Origin of the sequence: Streptomyces orinoci (assembly GCF_003121295.1) — a bacterium.
Lineage (GTDB): Bacteria > Actinomycetota > Actinomycetes > Streptomycetales > Streptomycetaceae > Streptomyces > Streptomyces orinoci.
The window spans coordinates 1,064,638-1,086,876 of the sequence record NZ_PHNC01000031.1; the positions used below are offsets into that span (position 1 = coordinate 1,064,638).

Below are 22,239 nucleotides of genomic sequence, written 5' to 3' on the forward strand. Positions count from 1 at the left end.
TGCGCGTCAACCACTTCGCCGATCGTCGATGTGCTGTTTACCGGCTGTTGCGCTCGCGTTGGCCACCCAAACGGAATCAATTCCTATGGTCATGGATGTGCCATCACGTACCGAATCCCCGCCGGTGGTCGCGGTGCTCGCCGACTCCGATACGCGGTGGAAATGGGGAGCGCTGACCGCGCGCCGGCTGGTGCCCGGGGCCCGGCTGGACGGATATCTGCTGCGCGGCCGGGCCACCCCGACCGTCCGCCAGCTGTCCGAAGTGGGCGTGGCCGCCGAGGAGTTGCGCGAGGTGACCGGGGCGGAGTTTGTCCGCTCGGTGGATCCGGACCGGCACCGGGTGGTGGTGCTGGCCTGTGTGGGCGGCGCGGTGCAGGCGATGCTGCACGGTCTGGCGTGGCAGTGGTCAACCAGCGTGGCCCGTCCGGTGGTTGTCACCGGCTATGTGGGCGTGGTCTATGAAAAGCTGGCGGACGGACTGCTGTTGCGCCATGGGGCCGATGTGGTGCTGGCCAACTCCCGTGCCGACGCCGAGCGGTTCCGGGAGGTCTACGCCGGAGTGGGCGCCCCGGCGGGCAGCGTAACCGAATGCGCCCTGCCCTTCCTGGACGGCGCGCCCCGCGCGGGGGAGCGCAACGGCCCGTTCACCGTGGTGTTCGCCACCCAGCCCTCGGTGCCGGAGAAACGTGCCGACCGGCGCTATCTGCTGGAACGCGCGGTACGGCACGCCCGGCTGCACCCGGAACGGGAGGTGCTGGTCAAACTGCGCAGCAGGCCCGGTGAGCACACCACCCACCTGGAGGAGATCCCCTACCAGCGGCTGGCCGCCCGGCTGCCCGGTGAAGCGCCCGCCAACTTCCGTCTGGTGTACGGGCATATGGGCGAAGTGCTGGACCGTACCGATCTGCTGGTCACGGTGAGCTCCACGGCCGCGCTGGAGGCGCTGCACCGCTCGGTGCCCACCGCCGTCCTCACCGACCTGGGCATCCGGGAGGAGCTGGGCAACCACCACTTCCTGGGCTCGGGCTGCCTGACCTCCTGGGACCGGCTGGACGCCGGGCAGCTGCCCAAGGCGGAACCGGCCTGGGCCGCCCGCCAGGGCGTGGCGGGCGCCCGGCCCTATGAGCGGGCCTTCGACGCCGCGCGGGAGCGGGTCGAGGAGCTGATGGGGCAGCCCCAACTGCCGCCACTGGCGCCGTACTACACCCAGGAGACCGCACCCGGATACCTCCCGGGCATCCTGGCCCGCCATGGCTTCGCCCCGGACGGGCGGCCGCTGCCGGGCCGTGCGCCCCGGCCGCACGCCGAGAGCGCACTGCGCCGGGCCGCGCGGGAGGCGCTGCGGGAGGCGGCCAGGGGCGCCTACCGGCAGGGAGTGCAGCGGGTGGCCCCCGTCATCCGGCGGCTGGGGGAGCTGTGACCGCCCCGCCGCCATCCGTCCAACACGCCGGAGAAACCGGCCACTTCGAGGAGAGCGCCATGCCCGCCGTGCTGGCTGTCATCCCCGCCCGGGGCGGCTCCAAGGGCGTACCCGGCAAAAACCTCGCCCCGGTCGGCGGGGCCCCGCTGATCACCCGCGCGGTGCGGGAGTGCCGGGCCGCCCGGCTGGTCACCGAGGTGGTGGTGTCCACCGATGACGACGCGGTGGCCGAGGCGGCCCGTACCGCCGGGGCGCTGGTGGTACGGCGGCCTGCCCCCCTGGCGGGGGACACCGCCAGCAGCGAGGCGGCGGTGCTGCACGCCATGGATGCCTACCAGGGCATGCGCGGCGGCCCACTGGACGTGGTGCTGCTGGTCCAGTGCACCAGCCCCTTCCTCACCGCCGCGGATGTGGACGCGGTGGCCGCCGCCGTGACCGAGCGCGGCGCGGACAGCGCGCTGACCGTGGCGCCCTTCCATGGCTTCCTGTGGCGGGACGGCGCGTCGGCGGGGGACGGTGACGACGGCGCCCCCTCCGTACCCGGCGACCAGCCGCCGTACGGCGTCCGCGCCCGGGGCGTCAATCACGACAGCGCTCACCGCCCCCGCCGCCAGGACCGCCCGGAAGACCTGCTGGAGACCGGCGCCGCCTATGCCATGCGGGCGGACGGCTTCCGGGCCGCCGGGCACCGCTTCTTCGGCCGTACCGAGCTGGTGCGCACCGACCCGGCCCGGGTGCTGGAGATCGACGACCCGCACGACCTGGCCCGCGCCCGGGCGCTGGCCCCGCTGCTGGACACCCGGCGCCATCTGCCCACCAGGGACCAAGTGGACGCCGTGGTCCTGGACTTCGACGGCACCCAGACCGACGACCGGGTGCTGATCGACGCCGAGGGCCGGGAACTGGTGGCCGTCCACCGGGGCGACGGACTGGGCGTGGCCGCCCTGCGCCGGGCGGGGCTGGCGGTGCTGATCCTGTCCACCGAGACCAATGCGGTGGTCGCCGCCCGCGCCCGCAAGCTGAAGGTGCCGGTGGTGCATGGCACCGACCGCAAGGACCTGGCGCTCAAGCAGTGGTGCGAGGAGCGGGGCATCGACGCCCAGCGGGTGCTCTACCTCGGCAATGACGTCAATGACCTCCCTTGTCTGGACCTGGTGGGCTGGCCGGTGGCGGTGGCCGACGCCCGGGAGCCGGTGCGCCGGGCCGCCCGCCTGGTCACCCAGGCGCCCGGCGGCAGCGGAGCGGTACGCGAGATCGCCGGCTGGCTGCTGGGCCCGTCCCTGTGAGACCCCGACCCGAACCCCGCACCCCGGCTCCCGCACCGCAGCCCCCACACCCCACAACACCCCGGCAACCCCGGCCCCAATCAGCGAAGGAAGCCCAGATGCTCTCTGCACTCCCCGCCCGGCGCACCCGTCAGCTCGGTGACCGGCCGGTGGGCCCCGGCCTGCCGGTCTACATCACCGGTGAAATCGGCATCAACCACAATGGCGACCTGGACACCGCCCTGGCGCTCATCGACGCGGCGGTGGACGCCGGGTGCGATGCGGTGAAGTTCCAGAAGCGGACCCCCGAGGTCTGCACCCCGAGGGACCAATGGGGCCTGGAGCGGGAGACGCCCTGGGGGCGGATGACGTATATCGAGTACCGCCACCGGGTGGAGTTCGGCGAGGAGGAGTACCGCAGGATCGATACGCACTGCCGGGAGCGCGGCATCGCCTGGTTCGCCTCGCCCTGGGATGTGGAATCGGTGGCGTTCCTGGAGAAGTTCGAGGTGCCCGCGCACAAGGTGGCTTCCGCCTCGCTCACCGACGACGAGCTGCTGCGGGCGCTGCGGGCCACCGGCCGCACCATCGTGCTCTCCACCGGGATGTCCACCCCGCAGCAGATCCGGCACGCGGTGGAGGTGCTCGGCAGCGAGAACATCCTGCTGTGCCACGCCACTTCCACCTATCCGGCCAGGGCCGCCGAGCTCAATCTGCGGGTGATCAACACCCTCCAGGCCGAGTACCCCAATGTCCCCATCGGTTACTCCGGCCATGAGACGGGCCTGCAGACCACGCTGGCCGCGGTGGCGCTGGGCGCCTGCTTTGTGGAGCGGCACATCACCCTGGACCGCGCCATGTGGGGCTCCGACCAGGCCGCCTCCGTCGAACCGGGCGGTCTGCAACGGCTGGTGCGCGATATCCGGGTGGTGGAGGAGTCGCTGGGCGACGGGATCAAGCGGGTCTACGACAGCGAACTGGCCCCGATGCGCAAACTGCGCCGGGTGGCCGGGGTGGTGGCCGGTGAACTCGAACCCGCCGCGGTGTGACGGGCGAGACGGCGGTGACCGACACCCTGGCCTTTGTGGAGAGTCCGGTCCAGCTCCTCAACGTCCTTGAATGGGCGCACTCCGGGGCGCTGGCCCGGCCGCCGGGCCAGGGGACGCCGCTGTGCGGCCAGGTGCCCCGGCAGAAGGACGGACGGGAGCCGGAGGCCGGCGGACTGCTGGTGGTGGTGCTCGCCCCGCATGACCCGATGACCCGCGGCCAGCTGCGGCGGATGGCCGAACTGGCCCGGGAACAGGGGCACCGGCTGCGCTGGGAGGAGGCCCGCGGCGGGCCCGGCGCCCCGGTGCACACGGTGGGCACCCTGGCCGGACCGCTGCGCGCGGCCCGGCGGGTGGTGATCGGCGATCCCTTCTCCCGTTATGTTCAACTGCTGTTGACCATCACCCGGGCCCGGGAGCTGGTGGTGGTGGACGATGGCACCGCCACCATGGAGTTCGTCTCCCAACTGGCGCGCGGGGAACGGCTGATGCGCTGGCATCGCACCGGCGGCCTGGGGGCGCGGGACATAGTCTTCGCGCCGGTTTCTGCTTCCGCGCGCCGGATGCTCACCCCAAGTGGCCGTAGAGACATCCGTCTGTTCACCTCGATGCCGGTCCAGGCGCCGCCCGGAATCACCGTGGAAACCAATGACTTCGCCTGGACCAGGTCCGTCTTCGGCCCGCCCCGGCTGACCGGCGGCACCGATCTGGTGGGCACCTCGCTGGTGGAGACCGGTGTGGTGGACGGCGAACGCTATCTGGCGGCGGTGGCCGCCCTGGCCGACGGGCATGGCGCCACCCGGTACTTCGCACACCGCCGGGAGCGCACCGACAAGCTGCACGAGATAGCGTCCCGGATCGGTCTGGAGGTGGTACGGCCCGAACTGCCCCTGGAAATCGTGGCCCGGCGCGGCCCCATCGGCCGTACCGTGCTGAGCTTTCCGTCCACCGTGGTGCACACCCTGCCGCTGGCCCTGGCCGGCACCCCGGTCACCGTGGCGGTCTGCGGCATCGACCCCTCCTGGCTCACCGCTCACGCCTCGCCCCGCGCCGGGGACTTCCTCTCCGGCGTCACCACCAGCGCGGGGCGCGCGGTGCGCCGGCTGCCATATCTCCCCGCTCCGGCGCGCGGTTTGTGAGTGTGTCTCGCAAAGGTACGCCCGTAAATACGGGTCATACCCCCCGGACGGCCCATCCATGCGGCTGAACTTTTCGTGATCGGGAGGCAGTTGCCCCTCGCGTGGCTCTACTCTTCGCAGGGTGAACCATTTGATGCCCTGTGATACCGCGCCCGGCGCATCCGCCGGCCGACCCGGAAGCGACCGCACCGACGAGCTCACCGGACTGCTCCCGGCGGCCCTGGAGACGGAACTGATCGCGTTCCGGCGGGACTTGCATATGCACCCGGAGTTGGGGAACCGTGAGTTCCGTACCACCGCGGCGATCAGGGCGAGACTGGAGAAGGCGGGCCTGCGCCCGCGGGTGCTGAACTCCGGCACCGGGCTGATCTGTGACATCGGGCGGGCCCGGGCGAGCGCCACCCGCCGCCCGGTGCTGGCGTTCCGGGCGGACATCGACGCACTGCCCATCCCCGACACCAAGACCGTTCCCTACCGCTCCACCATTCCCAGGATGGCGCATGCCTGCGGCCATGACGTCCATACCACCGTGGTGCTGGGCACCGGGCTGGTGCTGGCCGCGCTCGCCGAGGAGGGCCGGCTGCCGCACCCGGTGCGGCTGATCTTCCAGCCCGCCGAGGAGGTGCTGCCCGGCGGCGCCCTGGGCGCCATCGACAGCGGGGCGCTGGAGGGCGTGGCCCGGATCGTGGCGGTGCACTGCGATCCCAAGGTGGAGGTGGGCCGGCTGGGGCTGCGCACCGGGGCGATCACCTCCGCCTGCGACAAGATCGAGGTGCTGCTGGACGGCCCCGGCGGGCACACCGCGCGCCCGCATCTGAGCACCGACCTGGTGACCGCCGCGGCCCGGGTGGCGCTGGATGTCCCGGCGCTGCTGGCCCGGCGGGTGGACACTCGCTCCGGGCTGGCCGTCACCTGGGGGCGGCTGGAGACCGGGCACGCGGCCAATGTCATCCCCCAGCACGCCGAACTCGCGGGCACCGTACGGTGCCTGGACCTGGCCGCCTGGCGGGACGCCCCTGACCTGGTGCACGCCGCGGTGGACGAGGTGGCCACCCTGCACCGCGCCAAGTCGCAGATCAACTACCTGCGCGGGGTACCGCCGGTGGTCAACCACCCGGAGATCGCCGGGCTGCTGGAGCGCGCCATGACCGCCCGGCGGGGCGCCCAGTCGGTGGAGGACACCGAGCAGAGCCTGGGCGGTGAGGACTTCTCCTGGTATCTGGAGCATGTCCCGGGGGCGATGGCCCGGCTGGGAGTGCGGCCGGTGGGCGACACCACCCGCCGGGATCTGCACTCCGGGGATTTCGATGTGGACGAAGGAGCGATCAAGGTCGGAGTGGAGCTGTTCACCGCGGCTGCGCTGCTGGATTGTCCGTAAATGTAGGTTTCTACAAAGCAAGGGCCGCTTGCGACGATCCGATAACGGCTTTGAAGCTCCCCTTTTCATCCCATCTACGCGCGTTACGATTCCCCGCGAACCAGCGCCAATGGAGGCGCTTCGAGTGAAGGGGCCCTCGTGCGCCGGGTATCCACGATCACCGCTGCGGCAGTTTCCACCGCCGCCCTCGCATTCTCTCTCACCGCCTGTGGTTCGTCCTCGACCGAGTCGAGCGGCGGCAAGGACAAGGGTGTTGGCCTTGCCTATGACGTCGGCGGCCGGGACGACCACTCCTTCAATGAGTCCGCCGCCCGCGGTATGGACAAGGCCAAGAAGGACCTGGGTGTCGGCGGCCGGGACATGACCGCCAAGAACGGCGAGACCGAGGCGGAGCGCGAACAGCGCCTGACCTCCCTCGCCGACGCCGGTTACAACCCCGTCATCGGCGTTGGATTTAACTACCAAAAGTCCATTGAGGCCGTGGCCAAGCAGTACCCGAAGACCACCTTCGCGGTGATCGACTCGGTGGCCGCCGGCTCCAATGTGGACAGCGTCACCTTCGGTGAGAACGAGGGCTCCTACCTGGCCGGCGTCGCCGCCGCGCTGAAGTCCAAGAACCACAAGGTCGGCTTCATCGGCGGTGTCAACAACGCGCTGATCCAGAAGTTCCAGGCGGGCTTCGAGCAGGGCGTCAAGGACACCGACTCCAAGGCCCAGATCACTTCGCAGTACCTGTACCCGAACAACGACAAGGGCTTCAACGACCCGGCGGCCGCCAAGGACAAGGCCAACGGCATGCTCGACTCGGGCGTTGACGTGATCTACACGGCGGCGGGCCTGTCCGGCAACGGCTCCATCGAGGCCGTCGCCGCCCGTAAGGACTGCTGGGCCATCGGCGTGGACTCCGACCAGTACCAGCAGGCCGGCCTGGAGAAGTACAAGGACCACATCCTCACCTCGGTGGTGAAGAACGTGGACGTGGCGGTCTACGACGTGATCAAGAGCGTCAAGGACGGCAAGCCGCTGTCCGGCCCGCACCAGTACCTGCTCAAGGACAACGGTGTTTCGCTGGCCACCTCGGGCGGCTTCATCGACGACATCAAGGACAAGCTCGACGCCGCGAAGAAGAAGATCGTGGACGGCGAGGTCAAGGTCCGGATCGCCCCGCAGCAGAGCTGATCCGCCGCTGAACCGAGTACGGGCCCGGCGGGAAGACTTCCGCCGGGCCCGTACGCAAGTGCCAATGCTACGCGCGTAGCGTCGAGTTGAGCCAGATAGCGTCAACCAGCCCAGCCGGAACGACCGGCCCGCCGCCCGGCGGACCGGCTCCACCCACCGCTCCCTTCCCCGAGGAGAGTGCGCCATCAAAGCGTCCACCAGTACCGCTCCCGCCGTCGAACTCGCCGGCATCACCAAGCGGTTCCCCGGCGTCGTGGCCAACCACGACATCCACCTCACGGTCCGCAAAGGCACCGTCCACGCCCTCTGTGGCGAGAACGGCGCCGGCAAGTCGACCCTGATGAAGATCCTTTACGGGATGCAGAAGCCCGATGAAGGAACGATCAAGCTCGACGGCGAGCAGGTCAGCCTGCACTCGCCCGCCGACGCCATCGCCCGCGGCATCGGCATGGTGCACCAGCACTTCATGCTCGCCGACAACCTCACCGTCCTGGAGAACGTCGTCCTCGGTGCCGAGAAGCTCTACGGCATCGGCAACAAGGCCCGCGCCAAGATCAAGGAGATCTCGGACGCCTACGGCCTGGGCGTGCGCCCGGACGTCCTGGTGGAGGACCTCGGCGTCGCCGACCGCCAGCGGGTGGAGATCCTCAAGGTCCTCTACCGGGGCGCCCGTACGCTGATCCTGGACGAGCCGACCGCGGTGCTGGTGCCGCAGGAGGTCGATGCGCTCTTCGACAACCTGCGCGAGCTGAAGTCCGAGGGCCTGACCGTCATCTTCATCTCCCACAAGCTGGGCGAGGTGCTCTCGGTCGCCGATGACATCACCGTCATCCGGCGCGGCACCACGGTGGGCACCGCGGTGCCCAGCGAGACCACCCCCAAGCAGCTGGCCGAGCTGATGGTCGGCGAGGAACTGCCCTCGCCGGAGACCCGCGAGTCCACCGTCACCGATGTGCCCATGCTCACCGTCGAGGGGCTGCGGCTGTCGGCCACCGACTCCGACGGCGCGGTGCGCACCGTGCTGGACGGCATCGAGTTCACCATCCACAAGGGCGAGGTGCTGGGCCTGGCCGGTGTGGAGGGCAACGGCCAGGCGGAACTGGTCGAGGCGATCATGGGCATGCGCGACCCGGACGCCGGCACCATCACCCTGGACGGCGCCGAGATCACCCACCTCGCCACCCGCAAGCGGCGCGAGGGCGGCATCGGCTACATCCCCGAGGACCGCCACCGGCACGGCCTGCTGCTGGAGGCCCCGCTGTGGGAGAACCGCATCCTGGGCCATGTCACCGAGGCGCCCAACTCCAAGGGCGGGCTGCTGGACAACAAGGCCGCCCGGGCCGACACCGAGCGCATTGTGCGTGAGTACGACGTGCGCACCCCCGGCATCGAGGTCACCGCGGCCTCGCTGTCCGGCGGCAACCAGCAGAAGCTGATCGTCGGCCGGGAGATGAGCCACCACCCCAAGCTGCTGATCGCCGCGCACCCCACCCGGGGCGTGGACGTCGGCGCCCAGGCGCAGATCTGGGACCAGATCCGCGAGGCCCGGCGCGAGGGCCTGGCGGTGCTGCTGATCTCCGCCGACCTGGACGAGCTGATCGGGCTCTCCGACACCCTGCGGGTGATGTTCCGCGGCCGCCTGGTCGCCGACGCGGACCCCGCCACCATCACCCCGGAGGAGTTGGGCTCGGCCATGACCGGCGCAGCCAGCGGCCACCTCGAACACCACGAGGAAGGGACCCCGCCCGGCGCGGACGAGGGCGAAGGGAAGAACTCGCCGGAAAGCGAGCCGGAGAGCTCGCCGAAGGCCGAGAAGGACCAGAAGAACTCGCCCAGGAACTCGCCGAAGAACTCGCCCAAGCGCGAGAAGAAGAGCTCCAAGAACCAGAAGAACAGCGGCAAGCGGGAAGGCGGTGACGAGAAGTGAAGAAGATCGACAAGAACAAGCTGATCCTCGGCCTCGCCGCACCCGTGCTGGCGATCGTCGCCGCCTTCATCATCACGTCGGCCATCATCGGGGCCACCGGCAAGGACCCGTTCCACGCCTACCAGGTGATGGTGGACTTCGGCTCCAAGGCCGACAGCCAGGTGTGGATCATCAACAAGGCCACGCCGTACTACCTCTCCGCGCTGGCGGTCGCCGTCGGCTTCCGGATGAACCTGTTCAACATCGGTGTGGACGGCCAGTACCGGATCGCGGCCTTCTTCGCCGCGGTGGTCGGCGGCTACTTCACGCTGGGCCCGGTGGCCATCCCGGTGATGATCATCGTGGCCATGGTGGTCGGCGCCATCTGGGCGGGCATCGCCGGTCTGCTGAAGACCACCCGCGGCGTCAGCGAAGTGATCAGCACCATCATGCTGAACTCCATCGGCGCCTCGCTGATCGGCTACTTCCTCCAGGACGGCCGGCTGGCGAAGAAGGAGGGCAACCTGATCCACACGCCCTACCTGCCCGGCTCCGCGCACTTCTTCGAGTTCCCCACCCAGACCAAGCCGATCTACGGCTTTGTGGTGATCGCGGTCATCGCGGGCGTGGCCTACTGGTTCCTGCTGGGCCGTACCCGCTTCGGCTTCGACCTGCGCACCGTGGGCCAGTCCGAGTCCGCCGCGCAGGCCAGCGGCGTCAGCGTCAAGCGCATGGTGATCACCTCGATGCTGATCTCCGGCGCCATGGCCGGCCTGGTCGGTATGCCCACCCTGCTCGGTGTCTCGTACAACTACGGCACCGACTTCCCCACCGGCATCGGCTTCACCGGCATCGCCATCGCGCTGCTGGGCCGTAACCACCCCATCGGCATGGCGCTGGGCGCCCTGCTCTGGGGATTCCTGGACCGTACCGGCACCCAGCTCGAGTTCGAGGGCTACGCCCAGGAGATCGTCGGCGTGATCCAGGGTGTGATCATCCTGTGCGTCGTCATCGCCTATGAGCTGGTGCGCCGCTATGGCCTGAAGATCCAGCAGCGCAAGGTCGGCGAGGAGCTCGCCGCCCAGGCGAGCAAGAGCGACAAGGCGGAGGCAGCCGCGTGAGTACGACCGTCACCTCCTCACTGGCCGACCGCCTGCGCGGGGCCAACAAGCCCGAAGGCCGCCGGCGGCTCTCCTACCCCGTCGTGATGCTGATACTGGCCGGCGGACTGATCCTGCTGGCCGCCCTGCGCGCCCTCACCGGCGCCAATGACCTGACCTCCTCCGGTCAGTACGGCTCCGCGCTGGCCGCCGCGGTGCCCATCGGACTGGCCGGTCTGGGCGGCCTGTGGGCCGAGCGCTCCGGCGTGGTCAACATCGGCCTCGAGGGCATGATGATGCTCGGCTCCTTCGGCGCCGGGTGGATGGGCTGGCAGCACGGCCCCTGGGTGGCCGCCCTGGCCGGTGTCATCGGCGGCGCGCTGGGCGGTCTGCTGCACGCCGTCGCCACCGTCACCTTCGGGGTGGACCACATCATCTCCGGTGTGGCCATGAACATCCTGGCCCTGGGTGTCACCCAGTACGCGGCCAAGACGCTCTTCGGCGGCCAGGGCAGCGCGGCCCTGGCCGCGGGCGGCAACGACAAGCAGTCGCCGCCGATGGCCGACATGTCCAACTTCTCCATCCCGGGCCTGGACGACTGGCTGCAGTCCCTGGAGAAGCACCACTGGTTCCTGGTCTCCGACGCTGCGGGCATCCTGCGGGGCTTCACCTCCCAGGTGTCCTGGCTGACGATCGTGGCCGCCGCGCTGTTCGTGGTCACCTTCTTTGTGCTCTGGCGCACCTCCTTCGGTCTGCGCCTGCGCTCCTGCGGTGAGAGCCCGGTGGCGGCCGAGTCCCTGGGTGTGAACGTCTACACCTACAAGTACGCGGCCGTGGTGGTCTCCGGCGCGCTGGCCGGTCTGGGCGGCGCCTTCCTGGCCATCGGCACGCATATGTACTCCGACGGCCAGACCGGCGGCCGCGGCTACATCGGTCTCGCCACCATGATCTCCGGCAACTGGCGGCCGGGCGGGGTGGCCATGAGCGCCGGGCTGTTCGGCTTTATGGACAGCCTCCAGCTGCGCTCCGGCGGCCCCACCGTGCACGCCCTGCTGCTGCTGGTCGCGGTGCTGCTGCTGGGCCTGGCCCTGTGGCGGTTCCGCGGTGGCAAGCTCAAGCCGGCCGTGGTCAGCGCGGTGATCGCGGCGCTGCTGATCGTCTGGTACGCGGCCAGCAAGTCCGTCCCGCTGGAGCTGGTGGAGTCCACGCCGTACCTGGTCACCCTGCTGGTGCTGGCCCTGTTCTCGCAACGGCTGCGGATGCCCAAGGCGGACGGCAAGCCCTACCGGAAGGGCCAGGGCAAGTGACTGTCTCCTTCGACTGGGAGAACCTGCGCGCGCAGGCCCGGGACGCCATGTCCCGGGCCTACGCCCCGTACTCCGGCTTCCCCGTCGGGGCCGCGGCCGTCGTGGACGACGGCCGGGTGGTCACCGGCTGCAATGTGGAGAACGCGGCCTATGGCGTCGCCCTGTGCGCCGAATGCGGCCTGATCTCCGCCCTGTTCTCCTCCGGCGGCGGCCGGCTCACCGCCTTCACCTGCTGCGACCGGCACGGCAACATCCTGATGCCGTGCGGCCGCTGCCGTCAGCTGCTCTGGGAGCACGGCGGGCCGGAGCTGGCGGTCGATACGGCCTCCGGCATCCGTCCGCTGGCGGAGCTGCTGCCGGATGCGTTTGGGCCCGCTGACCTGAATCGTTGAAGATGTCCTTAAGCGCCGGAGGGGCCGAGGCTCGGCCCCTCCGGGTCACTTTCCGACCCCGGGAAGCTCTGAGGACGCACGAACTTAAGGAAAATGTGCTGATGGACGCCATTTCCGTCATCCGCGCCAAGCGCGACCGCGGCCGTCTGACCGATGAGCAGATCGACTGGGTGATCGACGCCTACACCAAGGGCATCGTCGCCGACGAGCAGATGTCCGCCCTCGCCATGGCGATCCTGCTCAACGGCATGGACCGCGCGGAGATCGCCCGCTGGACGGCGGCGATGATCAAGTCCGGCGAGCGGATGGACTTCTCGTCCCTGCCCGTGCCGACCGCGGACAAGCACTCCACCGGTGGCGTCGGCGACAAGATCACCCTGCCGCTGGCACCGCTGGTCGCCGCCTGCGGCGCGGCCGTGCCGCAGCTGTCCGGCCGCGGCCTGGGCCACACCGGCGGCACCCTGGACAAGCTGGAGTCCATCCCCGGCTGGCGGGCGCTGCTGTCCAACGACGAGATGATGGACGTCCTGCGCAACGTGGGCTCCGTCATCTGCGCCGCTGGCGACGGTCTGGCCCCCGCCGACAAGAAGCTCTACGCGCTGCGCGACGTGACCGGCACCGTCGAGGCCATCCCGCTGATCGCCTCCTCCATCATGTCCAAGAAGATCGCCGAGGGCACCGGTTCGCTGGTGCTGGACGTCAAGGTCGGCTCCGGCGCGTTTATGAAGAACATCGAGGACGCGCGTGAGCTCGCCTCGACGATGGTCGGCCTGGGCACCGACCACGGCGTCAAGACCGTCGCCCTGCTCACCGACATGTCCACCCCGCTGGGCCTGACCGCGGGCAACGCCCTTGAGGTCCGTGAGTCGGTGGAGGTGCTGGCCGGCGGCGGCCCGGCCGATGTGGTCGAGCTGACCATCGCCCTGGCCCGGGAGATGCTGACCGCGGCCGGCCTGCCGGACGCCGACCCGGCCAAGGCCCTGGCGGACGGCTCCGCCATGGACCACTGGCGCCGCATGATCCTCGCCCAGGGCGGCGACCCCGACGCGGCCCTGCCGGTCGCCCGCGAACAGCACGTCGTCACCGCCTCCGCCTCCGGCGTCCTCACCAAGCTGGACGCCTATGCGGTGGGTGTCTCCGCCTGGCGCCTGGGCGCGGGCCGGGCGCGCAAGGAGGACCCGGTGCAGGCGGGCGCGGGCATCGAGATGCACGCCAAGCCGGGCGACTCCGTGGTGGCCGGCCAGCCGCTGCTGACCCTGCACACCGACACCCCGGAGAAGTTCGACTACGCGCTGGCCGCGCTGGAGGGCGGCGTGGAGATCTCCGCCGAGGGCACGGACTTCAAGCCGAACCCGATTGTGCTGGACCGGATCGCGTAGCGTTCCGGGCACGCACGGGGCCGGTCGGTTTCCGACTGGCCCCGTTGGCGTTTGCGGCGGGGTGCGGGTTGTCGCGCCCCTTATGGGGCGCTGCCCTCTTCTCCCACTGGCGTGAACGCCGGTTCCAGCGACCGCAGAAGGCCGATGAGGTCGTCCAGGCCGAGCCCGCAGTGGGCGGCGCGGTGTGCGGCCATCAGCAGCAGATGCGCGGTGATCTGCTGGTTCCATTCGCCATGGATCCACTCATGGACCTTCTCCACACCCGCGTCATTGAGCAACACACCATGTTTCCGGGCCACTTCGCCCGCCACCTCGGCGATGGCATGGAAGACGGTCGGCGCCTCGCGGGTGCCGGTGATGCCCGGGTAGTGGTCCCAGGTCCGGAACGAGAACTCGAAGCCGTCGGGCGGGTCGGCCGCCAGAGAGGCGAAGTAACTCGGCTCGCGCTTGGGCCACTTGTCGTGGATCAGCTCCACGGTGTATTCGGTCATGCGCTGATGGTGACAGGGAGGTCTGACAACGGGCCCTCAATGGGGTGAGTGGGGGGTGGTTGAGCGGCGGTCTCTCATTCCTCGTGCCAGATTCGGCGTTATGACCCGACAGGTTCGACTCACCGCCGCCATCACACATGAGGACCAGTGGTACGTGGCACGCTGCCTTGAAGTTGACGTGGCCAGTCAAGGGACCACCATCGAAGAAGCCCTGGCCAACCTCCGCGAAGCGCTGGAGCTCTACTTCGAAGACGAACCGGTACCTGCCGTCCATGACGTCATCACGGCGCCGGTCCAGGTTCAGGTCGCGTGAGCCCGGCACTGCCCAGGGGCTCTCCGGGGTGCAAGTCGCCAAGGCCCTGATCGTGACGGGTCCAAGCACATTTCCACTCGAGGCAGCCACGCCAAGTACCGCAAAGGCGAGCGGACGGTAATCGTCCCTCTGCACCCGGAACTGGCTCCCGGCATCCTGCGGGCCATTCTGCGTCAGGCCGAGTGGGACGTTGACACCCTTCTCGGCAACCTGTGACGGTGAAGGGGCCACCGCGCCACGGTGAGTGGCGTGATGGCCTCGGCGTGGCCGCAAGTAGCCTTCGAGCATGGGAGGTTGACTCCCGGCGGCCTCGGTACTCAGTCTCGTCCTCACCCCGGCGGGAGTGGTGAGCCGCCCGCTTGGGATGGGCGGCCTCTGAGGACATGGTCATGTGGCACGGGCTTTCATAGCTTGACGTGCCACCCGCCCCGGGCGAGGATCGTCCGCCCCTCGGCGTTGACCAGTACCCGGGCGCCGCGCACGGGTAGTTCGCCGTTGCTGAGCCAGTAGGCGCGTACCTCGTCGAGGATGTTCCACAGGCGCCGGGGTCCCCCCTGGTGGACGGTCGGCCGGCCGGCGCCGGTCGCTGTGGCGCGGGCCCATGATCCGTCGGGGTGCGCCATGATCGCGGTCCGCTGCTCGCCGTCCTGGCGGTAGCGGTGGACGATGCCGGGAGCGGTGACGCTGAGCATGGAGTCGAGGTCCCACGCCTGTTCAACGTCCACGACCGGGTACGGTCCCGTGGTGACGTCTTCGCCCTCTTGCTGCTCTGCGGTGTGGAGGAGGGCATTGAGACCGGGCGGATAGTCGTCACCGTGCCGGACCGGCATGAACCCTGCCCGGTCCCACTGCACTCGGCCCGTGGCGCCACCATCCGGGTTCTTCTCGGCGGTGACGAGGAGGGAGGTGCCGGCGATGGTTGTCACCAGCCGCCCACCAGGGCACAGGGCGTCGAGCCAGCTTGGCGGGATGGTGCGGACGGAGACCATGGACACGATGCGATCGACGGACCCCGCTTTGAGGGGCAGGGGCCCGGTCGCATCGACGGTCATGACGTGAGGTTGTAGGCCGGTGGCGTCGAGGCGGTCTCGTGCGGCCGCTACAAGGTAGGGGTCTACGTCCACGCTGGTCACCTGCTCGGGGTGGGCCAAGTAGCGGGCGGCGAGGGCGGTCCCGTAACCGGAGCCGGTGCCGATGTACAGCAGAGAGTCGGCGGGGTCGAGGCAGGCGTGCCGGTGCATGTTGATGACGAGGCTCGGCAGGGTGGCCGAGGATGTCGGCCGGCCCGTGGGGTGCTCGTCGGGTTTGGCGTGGTCGGCGTGCAGGGGGCCGACGCGGGTTACCAGGGACTTGTCGGCGTAGGTGGCCGGCAGCCATTCCTCGTCGTTCTGCGGGACGTGCAGGGCGTAGCCGTCGCCGTCCCGCTCCCACCATCGCGGGATGAAGATGTGCCGGGGTGTTGTGGCGACGAGGGGGTGCCATCGTGAGGAGCGGTGCGCGACGGCCTCGGCGAGCGCTTCGGCGTGGTGCTGCCAGTTCACGCGGTGGCCTCCAGAGTGGTTGGGACGGGGGGCGACGTTTCAAGTGGTGCCTAAAAGGCCGGGGTTGGGCCGAACTCCTCCTCGTATGCGGGGTCGCATGCTTCCGTGGAGGCCGGGTCGCAGTCGTTGGAGTCGTCCGGCGTGCACGCGGCGCGCGGCATGGGAATGGTCGTGGTGATCTCCGCCCATCGAGGGCTGTTGAGGATGTCGGCAAGGCACTGCTGCCGGACGTTACCGGCGTTGATGAACCGCGACAGGATGCAGCCGGATACGTTTCCGTCCGGATCGACGGATACGCGGTGGCGGAAGCAGTGCCCGCACAGGTCCCCGGTGGTGGGTCCGCCGGCGGTGGGGTCGGCGGCGCGCCCGATGGGGCGGGCCTTGTCGATATTGATCACGCGTACGCCGAGGGCGCGCAGTTCGGCCTCGGCTTCCTTGACGCGCTGTCCTTCGTGTACTTCGACGATGCCGACGCGGAGGGCGATACTGCGGTCGAGGGCGGCGATGATGTTGGCGCGGGTGCGGGCATGGCTGCCTTTGGCCTTGGTGATCTTCTCGTGGTCCTCGGCCTGGTCGGAGTAGTACGAGGTGGCGAGGCGAACGCCGGGGCGGGAGAGTGCGGCCCAGAGGGCGGGGCGGATGTGGGTGAGGTTGCTGTAGACCTCGACGGTCAGGCCGGCGTCGATGGCTTGGGCGATGTAGTGCGGGAGATGGGGCGAGAGGGTCGGTTCACCGCCGATCAGTTGGACGGTGGGGATGCCGAGGGCTGCCGTGTCGGCGATGACCTGCTGCCAGTCTTCACGGGTCATGGCGCCGGGGCCGGCCTTGGGTCCCGAACTGGTGCAGCAGTGAGCGCAGTTGAGCTGGCAGGTCCCGGTGATCTCCAGCTCCATGGAGCGGACGCCTACGGGGGCGGTGATCGGTTTGCCGGTCTCAGGGATGACGACGGTCATGCGTACTCCTCCTGCTTCCGGTGGTGCGCCTGGTGTGGCTGGGACCCGTCCCGCCCGCCATGTGCCTTCCTGTCATCGGTAGTTGGGGCGAGGGCTGTGCCCGTACGCTCGTGATGAGCGGGTCGGCCCGGGGTGTCTCAGACTCCGGGGCGGCTCGCTCGCCAGTGCAGATGGGGCCTTCGGCGGATGCTGGTGGTGCCCCACCAGACGGTCCCGGCTCGGGTGCCGGCCGCGAGGTGTTCGGCCATCTCGTCGTGGGTGTTTCCGGCGGCGGTGGGCTCGGCGGAGATGATCAGGCGGACGGGGCCGCCCTCGGCGATGTGCCGCTGCCACTCCTGGCGGGTGCCGGGGATGCAGAGCCGCCACCGCTCTCCGTAGTCGAGGGAGACGACACCTTGGTGCAGATGCAGTCTTGGGCCGACGTAGGGCGGTTCCGCGTAGGCGGGCGCGAGGCCGAGACAAGAGGCCAGGGCGCGCATGCCGGCGTCGATCCAGTCGAGCGTTTCGCCGGGTCGGCGCGGCGGGGTGTGGGTCATCAGGAGTTGGCCAATGGGCCCGTCGTCGCCGTAGTACATGCCGTATGAGTGCGTGATCTCTGCCAGGAAGGCGAGGCCCGGCGTGGTCTCGATGGCGGTCACTGCTTCTCCACTTCGGCCCACACGTACTTTCCCAAGGGCCTGGTGCCGGTGCCCCAGTTGGCGAGGGCTTCAACGATGTGGAGGCCGCGGCCCCGGCCGCGTTCGTCGCTGTCCGGTTTCAGCCGGGGGCGCCGGCGTGCGGTGTCGTGGACCTCGATGCGGGTCCGTTGGTCGTCGGAGTCGAGGACGACGAGCAGGGAGTCGCCGGGCTCCGTTCCGTATCTGACGGCGTTGGTCACCAGCTCAGAGACGACGAGGACGACGGCGAACTCGTGCTCGGGGTCGGCGATTGCGGCGGCGTTCTCGACGAACTCGCGGGCGTGGGCACGGGCGGCGGCGGGCGCCTCGGCGGTGCCGGCGAGGATGAGCTGCGTCGGGGGCACCGTCGGGGGTTGGCAGCAAGGCGTTTCGTTCCGTCTCGGGACTAACGTCACCATAGGTATCCCCTCGTAGACACACGCTGACCAGCGCGCGAAATTCGTCGCGCCGGGCGAGACAAGTTGAGGTGTCTCACCGTTGTTCAGCGGGACGAGCGAACCGTTGTTGATGGCATGGGCGCCAGCGTCTATGCGCACCGCGCATACGGGTATGCGCCCTGCGGGTATGGGGGCTCGTATATCCGTTCTTTGTTACTTACCGTGAGAGGGACAGGCACGGGTGAACTGGTCCGACAGCGCCTTACAGGCTGCGTCCGCACAAGGCGACTACGGCCGTGTGATCCAACTCGTCCGCGCTTCTGTGCGCATGACGCAAGGGCAACTCGGCCACGCCTGCGGCTTGTCTCAGTCAGCGATCTCCCGGCTGGAGAAGCGCGGCACAGGTGAGTACAATATGACGGCCCTTGCTCGGGCTGCGCACCATCTCGGCATCCCGCCCCGACTCGTTGGCCTTGCCGACACGGGCGCCGTGCCGGGTCAGCGCAGAGATGGAAACGATGACGTGAAACGCCGGAACTTCCTGGCGGACGTCGCTGTTGTGGCAGCGGCGCCAGCGATCAACGCAGTAACGCCCCCGCGCCCCGAATGGGACGGCGGGCAAGCCGCTGTGCTTCGTCTCGCCACAACCGCGTATCGGCGGATGGACGCCACCGTTTCAGCGCGGCACTTGGCGGACACCGTCGCAGGGCACTTGCGCCTCGTTCAGACGGTGGCCACTCAGGCCGCCGATCAAGCCGCGCGGAACCGCCTTGCCGCAGTCGGCAGCGAGGCCGCCAGCCTCGCAGGTTGGCTGAGCTGGGATATGGCCGATCAAGGCTCGGCGCGTACCTGGTATGGCGCTGCGATCAAGGCAGCGCGGCGCGCCGGTGATCCACTGCTGATCGCCTACCAGCAGGGCAGCCTCGCTCAGTTCGAGGTCGAGTACGGCAACTGCGCACAGGGAATCAGGTTGATCCGCTCGGCTCGGAGGCAACTGGGATCCTCCTGCCCACCGATCGCTGCCGCGTGGCTGTCCTCGCTGGAGGCTGTCGCGCATGCCACGGCCGGCGACGAGCGAGCCGCCGACCGAGCTCTTGCCACCAGCGCCGCCGAAGTCCACCAGGTGTCAGGAACGCAGGCACCTCCATGGCCTTGGGTGTTCACGTTCGACGAGCGCAAGGTCGCAGCCGCCCGCGTGACGTGCGGTGCCCGACTGGCGCGACCCAGATGGGTGCTTGCCTCCGTCGGGGACGCCGCATCCGCTCTGTCATCCAGCCACGAGAAGCAGAGGGCCCTACTGCAACTTGACGTGGCCAACGGCCACATGGCGGCAGGCAATTTGGACACCGCCTTCGCCTTGGCGACCCAAGCGCTCGACACCGGGCTAAAGCTACGCTCGGGGCGTGTGGCTGAGCGTGCTCGCGCCTTTCGGCGAGGTTACTCGTCCACCACACCACCATCGATAGTCCGTGACTTCGACAGCCGCCTGAACGACGCCTACCTGTAAGCGAGGGGCATACATGAGGATCGGCATTACCGGGCATCGAGGACTCTCCGAGGCAGTGGAGAAGGATGTCCGGCAAGCACTTCACGAGGTGATCGAGGCGTATCCGCCGGGCGGACTTACCGGGGTGAGCTGTATCGCTGACGGGCCCGACGCGTGGTTCGCCGAGGAAGTGCTTCGGTGCGGAGGCCGTATTGAGGTAGTAGTGCCGGCGGCCGAGTACCGCGAGGGCCTGCCCGCCTGGCACCACGAGTCCTATGACGGCCTGCTGCGGCGCGCATCAGACATCCACCACACGGGACTGACCCGGTCCGACGCTCAAGCGCACATGACCGGCAGCGAGCTACTCGTAGGGCTCGTGGACGAGCTCATTGCCGTATGGGATGGGCAGCCCGCACGCGGGTACGGCGGTACCGCCGACGTTGTGGCCTACGCCAACCGTACAGGGGTTGCAGTTCGGATTCTGTGGCCGGAGAACGCCACCCGAAGCTGATCCGAAGCCGCTGAACGACAAAAGCGCCCCTGCTCCGGCCGGAAGCCGGAAGACGACTACCGCGGCGCCAAACTCGGCGCCGTCCGGTCCCTGTCACCCCGCCGCCAGACGTACAGCGCGCGATCTTCGCCTACCTCCGGCACTTCGGGCTCGTCTTCGGCGCATTCGACTTCGCCCTCGCCCCCGCCGGCCAATGGACGTTCATCGAATGCAACCCCTCCGGGCAATGGGCATGGATGGAACCCCCCACGGGCCTACCCATGACCGCGGCCCTCGCTGATCTCCTGGAACGAGGCACCCATGACCACCGAACCTGATCTCAGCTCCACCGCAGCCAAGCTGCGGCACCAGCTCACGGCCCAGCTTGCCGCCGACGGCCGGCTGCGCAGTCCGGCATGGCGCGCCGCCGTCGAGACCGTCCCCCGCCACGAGTTCGTACTCTGCTTCTATCGCGAGACGGACGACCCCGGGCTGACGACGTGGACCCCCGTCACGGCCGACCTCGTCGGTGTCGAGGAATGGCTGCGGCAGGCGTACGCCGATGACACCCTCATCACGCAGTTCGACGGCCAAGAGATCGACTGGACCGACCCGAAGCCCATCAGAGGCGCGCACCCGACGTCGTCCTCGACCCTGCCGACTCTCGTCGTGCACATGCTGGAAGAACTCCGGCTGCACGACGGAATGACCGTGATGGAGATCGGCACCGGCACCGGCTACTCGGCCGCTCTCATGTGCCACCGCCTCGGCCCCGACCGGGTCACTTCCATCGAGACCGACCCCGATGTCGCCGCCCGCGCCCGCGACGCACTCAACCGCTGCGGCTACGCCCCGCGCCTCGTGGTCGGTGACGGACTCGTCGGCCACCCCGAGGGCGCCCATTATGACCGGACGATCGCCACCTGCGGCGTGCGCCACATCCCCCACACGTGGGTGCAGCAGACCCGTCCCGGCGGGCTCATTCTCGCCACCCTCCGCGGCTGGATGCGCTCGCTCGGCCTGGTCCGCCTCACCGTGGACCGCGAGGGCCGCGCCGAGGGCCGGTTCATCGACGGCGACCCGAGTTTTATGATCGCCCGACAGCAGGACGCGCCCAAGAGCCTCGGGATGATCCCCGCACCGGACGACGGTGCCTCGCGCAGCACCCCCTACGGGCCCGACATGCTCACCGCGGCAGGCAGCGGCTTCGTGGCACAGCTCGCCATGCCCAGCGCCCGCTTCTTCTCCATGCCGGCCGACGACGGCACGCCGTGCACGTACGTGCTCGACGGCCGGAACGAGTCCTTCGCTGTCCTCACACCCAAGAGCGACGACGAATGGAACGTCCGCCAGGGCGGCCCGGCTGCCCTCTGGGACCTGCTGGAAAACGCGCTCCACACCTGGCGCGCGGCCGGCTCCCCAAAACCGACGGAGTTCGGCGTCACTGTTGCGGCGGAGAGTCAGTGGGTGTGGCTCGGTACACCGGACGGCCCGAGCTGGCGCCTGCCGACTCCGGCACAGAGCACGGACGGCTCCGCGTAGCCAGACCGGACCAGAACCGGACCAGGAACCAAACGGCCGAGCCCCGTCCCGCTTGGCCCGGCTGTCCACGGGCTCCGCGAGCACGACCGGGCCCGCGTCCAACTCCCCGGCACAGCTGGCGGGTTCGGGGCCGGTCCGCTCATTCGCCGCAGCCTGGCCGACGGCGAGCCGGTCTGCCAGCGGGTGCCCGCACCCGCGGGCGCCCCGCTCGCGGAGCTGGTGCGGACGAGGGACGGCCGATGGGCCGGGCAAGCAGGAGCGTTCCGGAAGCGGTCACCGCGCAAGGGGCCGATTGAGCACGATGTCGCCCGCCATGGCGCGGACCTCCGCATGGGTGTGGCCGGGGTGCTCGGCGGCGAGGAAGTGACTGCCGATGGCGAGACTGAAGGCGAGCAGGCTGCGGGCCTCGATCTCGTCGGGGTCGTCGCAGAAGGTGCCGATCATCTCGCGCAGCAGGGCCATTCGTTCGTTGTCCACCCGGCGCAGACGCGCGGCGGCAACCTCGTCGCGCCGGGCCCAGTCGCGGATTGCGAGATCGAGCGGCAGCAAACGGTCGGCGGACAAGGTCAGTTGGCCGGCCAGCCGGATCTTCTCCCGTGGGTCGCCGTCGAGGTGCCCGACCCGTTCGAGGACCTCGTCGATGCTCTCGCGCTCCCAGGTGTCCAGCATCGCTTCCAGCAACGCGTTGCGGTCGGCGAAGTATCCGTAGAAGCCGCCCTTGGTGACCCCGAGCGCCTTGGCGAGGGCCTCGACCCGGACGGCGTCCACGCCTCCGGAGGCAAGTGCCCGGAGTCCCTCCTCGATCCAGGCCTCACGCGGTGTGCGCTTGGCGCCCATGATGTGTCTCCTCTCACGCCC

The 22,239-nt window shown here is 69.6% G+C and carries 22 protein-coding genes and 1 pseudogene; 17 read left to right on the forward strand and 6 right to left on the reverse strand.

The window, feature by feature from the left end; translation table 11 throughout:
- Positions 1-91: 91 nt before the first annotated feature.
- The 11 genes from CV755_RS27215 (at position 92) to CV755_RS27265 (ending at position 13,511) form a co-directional block, all read left to right on the forward strand.
- On the forward strand, positions 92-1,420 hold the full coding sequence (locus CV755_RS27215; protein WP_109283550.1) for a DUF6716 putative glycosyltransferase: 1,329 nt from the start codon (positions 92-94) through the stop codon (positions 1,418-1,420).
- Between the two features lie 59 nt (positions 1,421-1,479).
- On the forward strand, positions 1,480-2,706 hold the full coding sequence (locus CV755_RS27220; RefSeq protein ID WP_109282900.1) for an acylneuraminate cytidylyltransferase: 1,227 nt from the start codon (positions 1,480-1,482) through the stop codon (positions 2,704-2,706).
- A 98-nt stretch (positions 2,707-2,804) separates the two neighbouring features.
- Complete coding sequence (locus CV755_RS27225) at positions 2,805-3,734, forward strand: N-acetylneuraminate synthase family protein (RefSeq protein ID WP_109282901.1); 930 nt, start codon at positions 2,805-2,807, stop codon at positions 3,732-3,734.
- Positions 3,731-4,870 carry a hypothetical protein gene (locus CV755_RS27230; protein WP_109282902.1) on the forward strand — a complete coding sequence of 380 codons (1,140 nt, stop codon included), beginning with the start codon at positions 3,731-3,733 and terminating at the stop codon, positions 4,868-4,870. Before CV755_RS27225 ends, CV755_RS27230 begins: the two co-directional genes overlap by 4 nt.
- Before the next feature lie 133 nt (positions 4,871-5,003).
- Positions 5,004-6,248 (forward strand): amidohydrolase, encoded by a 1,245-nt coding sequence (locus tag CV755_RS27235; protein ID WP_109282903.1) that lies wholly within the window; start codon positions 5,004-5,006, stop codon positions 6,246-6,248.
- 138 nt (positions 6,249-6,386) lie between these two features.
- Positions 6,387-7,427, forward strand: a complete 1,041-nt coding sequence (locus CV755_RS27240; protein ID WP_109282904.1) for a BMP family lipoprotein — start codon at positions 6,387-6,389, stop codon at positions 7,425-7,427.
- A gap of 184 nt (positions 7,428-7,611) precedes the next feature.
- The gene (locus tag CV755_RS27245; protein ID WP_109282905.1) at positions 7,612-9,354 is read left to right on the forward strand and encodes an ABC transporter ATP-binding protein; all 1,743 of its coding nucleotides are present in this window, start codon (positions 7,612-7,614) and stop codon (positions 9,352-9,354) included.
- Positions 9,351-10,454, forward strand: coding sequence for an ABC transporter permease (locus CV755_RS27250; protein WP_109282906.1), 1,104 nt, complete (start codon positions 9,351-9,353; stop codon positions 10,452-10,454). The genes CV755_RS27245 and CV755_RS27250 overlap by 4 nt, the downstream gene beginning before the upstream one ends.
- Positions 10,451-11,740, forward strand: a complete 1,290-nt coding sequence (locus CV755_RS27255) for an ABC transporter permease (protein ID WP_241561413.1) — start codon at positions 10,451-10,453, stop codon at positions 11,738-11,740. Before CV755_RS27250 ends, CV755_RS27255 begins: the two co-directional genes overlap by 4 nt.
- Positions 11,737-12,132, forward strand: a complete 396-nt coding sequence (locus CV755_RS27260) for a cytidine deaminase (RefSeq protein WP_109282907.1) — start codon at positions 11,737-11,739, stop codon at positions 12,130-12,132. The genes CV755_RS27255 and CV755_RS27260 overlap by 4 nt, the downstream gene beginning before the upstream one ends.
- 95 nt (positions 12,133-12,227) lie before the next feature.
- Positions 12,228-13,511, forward strand: a complete 1,284-nt coding sequence (locus CV755_RS27265) for a thymidine phosphorylase (RefSeq protein WP_164503322.1) — start codon at positions 12,228-12,230, stop codon at positions 13,509-13,511.
- Between the two features lie 80 nt (positions 13,512-13,591).
- On the opposite strand, the gene CV755_RS27270 is transcribed toward CV755_RS27265, so the two are convergent.
- Complete coding sequence (locus tag CV755_RS27270) at positions 13,592-14,002, reverse strand: hypothetical protein (protein ID WP_109282909.1); 411 nt, start codon at positions 14,000-14,002, stop codon at positions 13,592-13,594.
- A 100-nt stretch (positions 14,003-14,102) separates the two neighbouring features.
- On the opposite strand from CV755_RS27270, the gene CV755_RS27275 reads away from it, so the two are divergent.
- Together CV755_RS27275 and CV755_RS37260 are read left to right on the forward strand one after the other, a co-directional pair.
- Positions 14,103-14,315, forward strand: coding sequence for a type II toxin-antitoxin system HicB family antitoxin (locus tag CV755_RS27275; RefSeq protein WP_109282910.1), 213 nt, complete (start codon positions 14,103-14,105; stop codon positions 14,313-14,315).
- Positions 14,316-14,384: 69 nt separating this feature from the next.
- A complete protein-coding gene (locus CV755_RS37260; protein WP_206608457.1) occupies positions 14,385-14,531 on the forward strand; it encodes a type II toxin-antitoxin system HicA family toxin in 147 nt (48 codons plus the stop codon).
- A 188-nt stretch (positions 14,532-14,719) separates the two neighbouring features.
- Here the strand turns inward: CV755_RS37260 and CV755_RS27285 are convergent, their stop codons facing one another.
- The 4 genes from CV755_RS27285 to CV755_RS27300 form a co-directional block, all read right to left on the reverse strand.
- Positions 14,720-15,856 (reverse strand): methyltransferase domain-containing protein, encoded by a 1,137-nt coding sequence (locus tag CV755_RS27285; protein WP_109282911.1) that lies wholly within the window; start codon positions 15,854-15,856, stop codon positions 14,720-14,722.
- Positions 15,857-15,906: 50 nt separating this feature from the next.
- Entirely contained in the window at positions 15,907-16,809 is a 903-nt protein-coding gene (locus tag CV755_RS27290; protein ID WP_109282912.1) for a radical SAM/SPASM domain-containing protein, read from the reverse strand.
- Between the two features lie 137 nt (positions 16,810-16,946).
- The gene (locus tag CV755_RS27295) at positions 16,947-17,447 is read right to left on the reverse strand and encodes a hypothetical protein (protein WP_109282913.1); all 501 of its coding nucleotides are present in this window, start codon (positions 17,445-17,447) and stop codon (positions 16,947-16,949) included.
- Positions 17,444-17,830 carry an ATP-binding protein gene (locus CV755_RS27300; RefSeq protein WP_241561414.1) on the reverse strand — a complete coding sequence of 129 codons (387 nt, stop codon included), beginning with the start codon at positions 17,828-17,830 and terminating at the stop codon, positions 17,444-17,446. The genes CV755_RS27295 and CV755_RS27300 overlap by 4 nt, the downstream gene beginning before the upstream one ends.
- A gap of 274 nt (positions 17,831-18,104) precedes the next feature.
- Here CV755_RS27300 and CV755_RS27305 point away from each other — a divergent pair, with 274 nt between their 5' ends.
- The 4 genes and pseudogenes from CV755_RS27305 (at position 18,105) to tgmC (ending at position 21,381) form a co-directional block, all read left to right on the forward strand.
- Entirely contained in the window at positions 18,105-19,370 is a 1,266-nt protein-coding gene (locus CV755_RS27305; protein ID WP_109282915.1) for a helix-turn-helix domain-containing protein, read from the forward strand.
- Positions 19,371-19,383: 13 nt separating this feature from the next.
- The gene (locus tag CV755_RS27310) at positions 19,384-19,860 is read left to right on the forward strand and encodes a hypothetical protein (protein ID WP_109282916.1); all 477 of its coding nucleotides are present in this window, start codon (positions 19,384-19,386) and stop codon (positions 19,858-19,860) included.
- Between the two features lie 89 nt (positions 19,861-19,949).
- A pseudogene (locus tag CV755_RS36380) lies at positions 19,950-20,177 on the forward strand (ATP-grasp ribosomal peptide maturase); the annotation flags it as partial.
- Positions 20,161-21,381, forward strand: coding sequence for an ATP-grasp peptide maturase system methyltransferase (tgmC, locus tag CV755_RS27320; RefSeq protein ID WP_109282917.1), 1,221 nt, complete (start codon positions 20,161-20,163; stop codon positions 21,379-21,381). The pseudogene CV755_RS36380 and the gene tgmC, both read left to right, overlap by 17 nt.
- 273 nt (positions 21,382-21,654) lie before the next feature.
- On the opposite strand, the gene CV755_RS27325 is transcribed toward tgmC, so the two are convergent.
- Positions 21,655-22,218: a TetR/AcrR family transcriptional regulator gene (locus CV755_RS27325; RefSeq protein ID WP_109282918.1), complete on the reverse strand. Its 564-nt coding sequence runs from the start codon at positions 22,216-22,218 to the stop codon at positions 21,655-21,657.
- Positions 22,219-22,239 lie beyond the last annotated feature (21 nt).

Excerpts from the sequence above, each read along its gene's own strand:
- CV755_RS27215 (WP_109283550.1), top strand. The coding sequence starts at position 92 with ATGGATGTGCCATCACGTACCGAATCCCCGCCGGTGGTCGCGGTGCTC.
- CV755_RS27220 (WP_109282900.1), top strand. The coding sequence starts at position 1,480 with ATGCCCGCCGTGCTGGCTGTCATCCCCGCCCGGGGCGGCTCCAAGGGC.
- CV755_RS27225 (WP_109282901.1), top strand. The coding sequence starts at position 2,805 with ATGCTCTCTGCACTCCCCGCCCGGCGCACCCGTCAGCTCGGTGACCGG.
- CV755_RS27235 (WP_109282903.1), top strand. The coding sequence starts at position 5,004 with ATGCCCTGTGATACCGCGCCCGGCGCATCCGCCGGCCGACCCGGAAGC.
- CV755_RS27270 (WP_109282909.1), bottom strand. The coding sequence starts at position 14,002 with ATGACCGAATACACCGTGGAGCTGATCCACGACAAGTGGCCCAAGCGC.
- CV755_RS27275 (WP_109282910.1), top strand. The coding sequence starts at position 14,103 with ATGACCCGACAGGTTCGACTCACCGCCGCCATCACACATGAGGACCAG.
- CV755_RS27290 (WP_109282912.1), bottom strand. The coding sequence starts at position 16,809 with ATGACCGTCGTCATCCCTGAGACCGGCAAACCGATCACCGCCCCCGTA.
- CV755_RS27310 (WP_109282916.1), top strand. The coding sequence starts at position 19,384 with ATGAGGATCGGCATTACCGGGCATCGAGGACTCTCCGAGGCAGTGGAG.
- tgmC (WP_109282917.1), top strand. The coding sequence starts at position 20,161 with ATGACCACCGAACCTGATCTCAGCTCCACCGCAGCCAAGCTGCGGCAC.
- CV755_RS27325 (WP_109282918.1), bottom strand. The coding sequence starts at position 22,218 with ATGGGCGCCAAGCGCACACCGCGTGAGGCCTGGATCGAGGAGGGACTC.